The following is a 4491-nucleotide window of genomic DNA, read 5'->3' as shown; positions in this document are numbered from 1 at the left end:
GACGCGATTGCAAGAAGTTGAGCAGCTACTTGATACTAATTTACAGCTTGTTACTGATTACAGCAAACGGATAGCGGAACTTATAGGAAGTATTAGAGTGCTCGAAAAAGAGCGTGACAAGCTGACTAAGAAAAATAGAGGACTTGAAATAGTGCGTTGCAAGGATTGCGTAAAACTTAATAGGCATGATTGCCCTATGTGCTATATTGAGAATAAAACTTTGCAATTTGTCGAAGTAAAGCCAAATTTTTATTGCGGCAAAGGCAAGTTACAGGAGGGCTGAAAATGGGGCAAAGACTTAATATTGAAATATGGGATAAAGGGCAAGTTTTAGCCAATGCCTATTATCATTGGAGTGGATATACGCTTTCAGCTTTGGAGCTTATTGAGAAGATAATAACAAATGTCGATAACTTAGTTGAGTGCGACAATGACCGCTTAAAAGCTGTATGGCTTCTACAATTAACAGGCGCAGGGCTTACACAAGATGAATTATCTACTATCTTTTGCAAAGGCTTTAAAGGTATAACAGACTGCAAAGGCAGAGATGATGGTCTTATTGCTGTAAGCGACAAAGGAATACAAGACACAAGGCAATGGGAAGAAGATAGAGCAACTATATATCTTGACGAAAGACGTATTGATTTTGACGTTGTATTTAAACAATATAGGTGGGAATATGACAAGGAAAGAGAAGATTACGGTAACCCTGCATTTAAAGAATTGCCGATAATTGACTGGAATTTAAGTGATATTAAATTTAAAGATTTTGAGAACTTCTATGCATTCATGGAAGAATTGGAAAAAGAAACGCTATATTTTAGGACAAAACAATATCCTTGTATAGCTTATGGTATGATATCATGCTGAAACGAAGAAAAGGTAATCTTTGCAATAAAAGGAGGTATATATGAAACAAATTATAACAGCTGACGCAGAAGAAAACTTACTTCCTGCGTCTACAAGAGCAATACAAATTACAGAGAGGATCAGAGCGAACGGCAGAACCGCAGTCAATGCGGTATGCGCTATCGGAAAGGACCTCAGAACGATGAAGATAGACAAGCTCTATACAGAGCTCGGCTATGAAGAGTTTGAGGAATATGCAGAAAAAGAGTTCCAGTTGAAACGCTCACAGACATATCAATATATATCTGTATTTGAGAAACTCGGCGAGGAGTTCGTGCAGAGCAATGCACAGCTCGGCATAACAAAGCTTGCTTTACTCGCTACAGCTAATCCAGAGGACAGAGCGGAGATAATGCAGGAGAACGATGTAGCAGGCATCACGACAAAAGAGCTTGACGAGCTCCTGTCTAAGTACAAGCAGCAAGGAGAACAGCTGTCACTCCTTCAGGAAGAAAAGGACGGACTGGAAGCTGACCTCTCAAAGAAGAAAAACTCCGAAGCTGACAAAGACAGAATGATATTCGCATTGCAGCAGAAAATTGAAGAGCTCGAAAATGCTCCGAAAGATGTCGAAGTTGCGACTAAGGAAATTATCAAGGAAGTTCCTGATAAAAAAACCGAGAAAAAGCTGAAAGATACAGAAAAGGACTTGCTCGAAGCGAAGAAAAAGATTGAAGAACTTGAGCAAAAGGCAAGCAATGACCTTAACGCTACAAAGGCAGAGTATGAAGCGAGAATTGCCGAGCTGACAACAAAAGCCGGAAATCCTTCCGAAAATGCCGATAAGAGCAGCTTCAAGGCTCTACTGACAAGTGCATATAAGGAAATCACGGGGCTGATAGCATTCATTGAGGAAGCCGAAGAGGATGATAAGGAACTGTATATCACCAAAGCAAGACAGATACTTGACTCTGCGAGGGCTTCGCTGGAGGAAATCTGATGAATGATTATGAAGTCAATGAAAAAAACGGGCCTACAAAGGCGCGGACCGTAAGCAGGATCCCAGGTGCGACTCCACAACTCAGCAAGGATATTCATGCCGCTGTAGAAATGGGCGTATCTTATGGACATTATATGTGGCTAAAATACGAAAAGGAAGAAGCCGAGTATTTCAAAAAGTACGGCAAGCATAGGAGAAGGACATGATAAGCCGCGAAGCGATATGCTCGCAACAGTCACATTGCTTATCCTGTCCGCTCTCGATAGCGCTAACAGGCAAGGACTGCCGAGAATTATCATATATAGAGCTCGGAAGAATCATGCACTTCTGGGAAACGATAGAGGCTTTTCCTGTGAGCTTCACGTTCAGCAGCTTAGAAAATATAATGCGAGGTGAGAATAAGATGTATATTAACGGTCAATGGCTGGAAGAGCCTGAAATAAAAGCATACATAGACGAAATGAAAGAAGTTCTGCGGTTAGCAGTTCATGATCTGAGACTTGCGAACTTCGGGAACTGTTCGACCTGCGTTCATAGTATTGACAATACAGGAACTCCCTGCGCTCTTGACTGTAAATACGAATGGAGATATGCGGAAAAAGCTCACAAGCTTCTCGGAGGTGATTAAAGAATAAGAAATGAAATGCTACGAACTACAGTTTGAAGTGGTATTTACGAAGTTTACAGAAAGAGCTGAGGAAACATTTATATTATCATGCCTAAGTTATAATTGCTTTCCTGACGCTAAGGACTGGAGAAATATCATAAATCAGATATTTGACAAAATAAAAAATCAGAATATGAATTTTATATCCGTAAAATTCGATAAATCATACCAAATTTAAAACATAAGGAGAAGGAACGCTATGTTTTTATTTATCATTGGCTTATTTATAGGCGGAGCAGTCGGAGCTGTAGCGGCAGGACTTGCGGCAGCAGCAAAGGACGACGATAAGAAGGATGATGATATATGATTTTTGTATTAATATGTATTGGATGCACTCTTGGAGGCTTTTTGATAGGCTTATCGCTTGCCGGAAGGATAGCGGTGCATAAGATAGAAGAGATGCGGCTTGAAGCAGGTCTTAGCATGGAGCCGTCTGATACAGAAGCTATTGACAAGAGAGCCCGTGAATGGGAAGAACTATTCAAAGAAGATAATTAAGGAAAAGTAAAACATACCGAAAAGAGGAAAACCGAAATGAGAAGTAAAAGAATATTGCTCCATGATACGGAGAAATTATCAAAAGTAAATGATGAATCACTTAAGCTATTGCAGCGTTACAGAGTCGATATGGCAATGAGAAACCTGTCAGAAGGTACTCAACTGCATTATGTGCTTGACTTGGAAGCATGGTTTATATGGATCCTTGAAAATCAAGGGAATAAAAGTGTCCGCGAAATCAACGATGATGATATTACCGAGTTCCTGTATTTCTGCAAGAGCGAGGGAAATAACGCAGAGAGAATAAAAAGCCGAATAGCTGAAATATCTGCATTTTTCAAGTTCCTGAGAAAGAAAAGGCTTATCGTAGAAAATCCGACAGAGTTCATCGACAGGCCAAAGCGAGGAATGCCTATAACAACTCAGACCTTCCTCACTCCGGAGCAGGTGGCGATGATGCGCGAGAAGCTTATCGACACAAAGGATATACAGCTGAGGCTGTATGCGATGCTTTCGCTTTCAACTATGGCAAGAGCGACGGCGATTGCAAGCATCAAGTGGAACCAGATCGACCTTGAAAAGAAATGTATTTACGGTGTTCTTGAAAAAGAGGGAAAGATAGTTGACTTATATTTTTCCGATGAAGTCAAGTTCCTTCTTGTACAATTGAAGCTTCTAAGGGAATCAAGAAGAAGCAGCGATTATGGCTGGCTTTTCTATACAGGAAGATGTACAGCTGAAAAACATATCAATACTGGTACGCTTAATGAATGGTGCAAAAGGATAGGAAAAATGATAGGAGTTCCGACACTACACTGCCATGACTTCAGGCATTCAGGAGCGACGCTCCTTAAAAATGCAGGAATGCCGCTGGAAGATGTCAGCGTACTTCTCAATCATGAATCGACACAGACGACAAAGAAGTTCTACATCAAGGAGGATACTGCACGCATTTCCAGCGTGAAGAGCAAGTACAATATATAATGTAAACGGCGCAGGGAGACAAGTTCTCCCTGTGTAAAGCCGAAAACGGCTATTTTTTATAGTTATCGTTGGTACTCAGAGTACCAAAGGAACAGAAAGAGGAATGATAATGGATGAAGCAAAGAAACTGAACCGCTGTATCTGCGGCGATCTGGTGGAACGATACAAAGACAATAACGGAAAATGGTTCGTATATTGCTCGAACTGCAATCTCGCTTTCGGAGTAAAACTGAAAGAGTGTCAATGGCTTTCCCCTGGAGAACATGATGCAGTATTCGATACAGCGGAGCAGGCAAGGCTCGCATGGAACGACTGGACGCCGAAAGCGGAGTTATAAAAAAGGTATTTTAACGCTTTAGGAGGTGACAAAATGAATGATAATCAGAAAGCATTTTTAAAAGAATTATCAACACTGCTTGACAAATACAACATCAAAGAAATGCTTATCTTCAATGGGCGTATAACCATGAATAGTAATGGGAATGTATTGGCG

Annotated in this window: 8 protein-coding genes; all 8 read left to right on the top strand. The window is 40.8% G+C overall.

Translation table 11 applies throughout. The features are described from left to right. Positions 1–283 (top strand): hypothetical protein (locus tag J6U00_RS00715; RefSeq protein WP_296577600.1); only part of this gene is annotated, 283 nt, incomplete at its 5' end. A gap of 2 nt (positions 284–285) precedes the next feature. Beyond that, a complete protein-coding gene (locus J6U00_RS00710; RefSeq protein ID WP_296577598.1) occupies positions 286–870 on the top strand; it encodes a hypothetical protein in 585 nt (194 codons plus the stop codon). Positions 871–910: 40 nt separating this feature from the next. Further along, positions 911–1849, top strand: coding sequence for a hypothetical protein (locus J6U00_RS00705; protein WP_296577596.1), 939 nt, complete (start codon positions 911–913; stop codon positions 1847–1849). Next, positions 1849–2055, top strand: coding sequence for a hypothetical protein (locus tag J6U00_RS00700; protein ID WP_296577593.1), 207 nt, complete (start codon positions 1849–1851; stop codon positions 2053–2055). The genes J6U00_RS00705 and J6U00_RS00700 overlap by 1 nt, the downstream gene beginning before the upstream one ends. Next, positions 2052–2477 carry a hypothetical protein gene (locus J6U00_RS00695; protein ID WP_296577591.1) on the top strand — a complete coding sequence of 142 codons (426 nt, stop codon included), beginning with the start codon at positions 2052–2054 and terminating at the stop codon, positions 2475–2477. The genes J6U00_RS00700 and J6U00_RS00695 overlap by 4 nt, the downstream gene beginning before the upstream one ends. Before the next feature lie 342 nt (positions 2478–2819). Then, on the top strand, positions 2820–3014 hold the full coding sequence (locus J6U00_RS00690; RefSeq protein ID WP_296577588.1) for a hypothetical protein: 195 nt from the start codon (positions 2820–2822) through the stop codon (positions 3012–3014). Positions 3015–3050: 36 nt separating this feature from the next. Further along, complete coding sequence (locus J6U00_RS00685) at positions 3051–3998, top strand: tyrosine-type recombinase/integrase (protein WP_296577586.1); 948 nt, start codon at positions 3051–3053, stop codon at positions 3996–3998. A gap of 109 nt (positions 3999–4107) precedes the next feature. Beyond that, positions 4108–4335, top strand: coding sequence for a hypothetical protein (locus tag J6U00_RS00680; protein WP_296577584.1), 228 nt, complete (start codon positions 4108–4110; stop codon positions 4333–4335). The last annotated feature ends 156 nt before the right edge of the window (positions 4336–4491 follow it).

Origin of the sequence: Ruminococcus sp., assembly GCF_017650195.1 — a bacterium.
GTDB lineage: Bacteria > Bacillota > Clostridia > Oscillospirales > Ruminococcaceae > Ruminococcus.
This window is presented reverse-complemented; position numbering and strand designations above follow the sequence as displayed.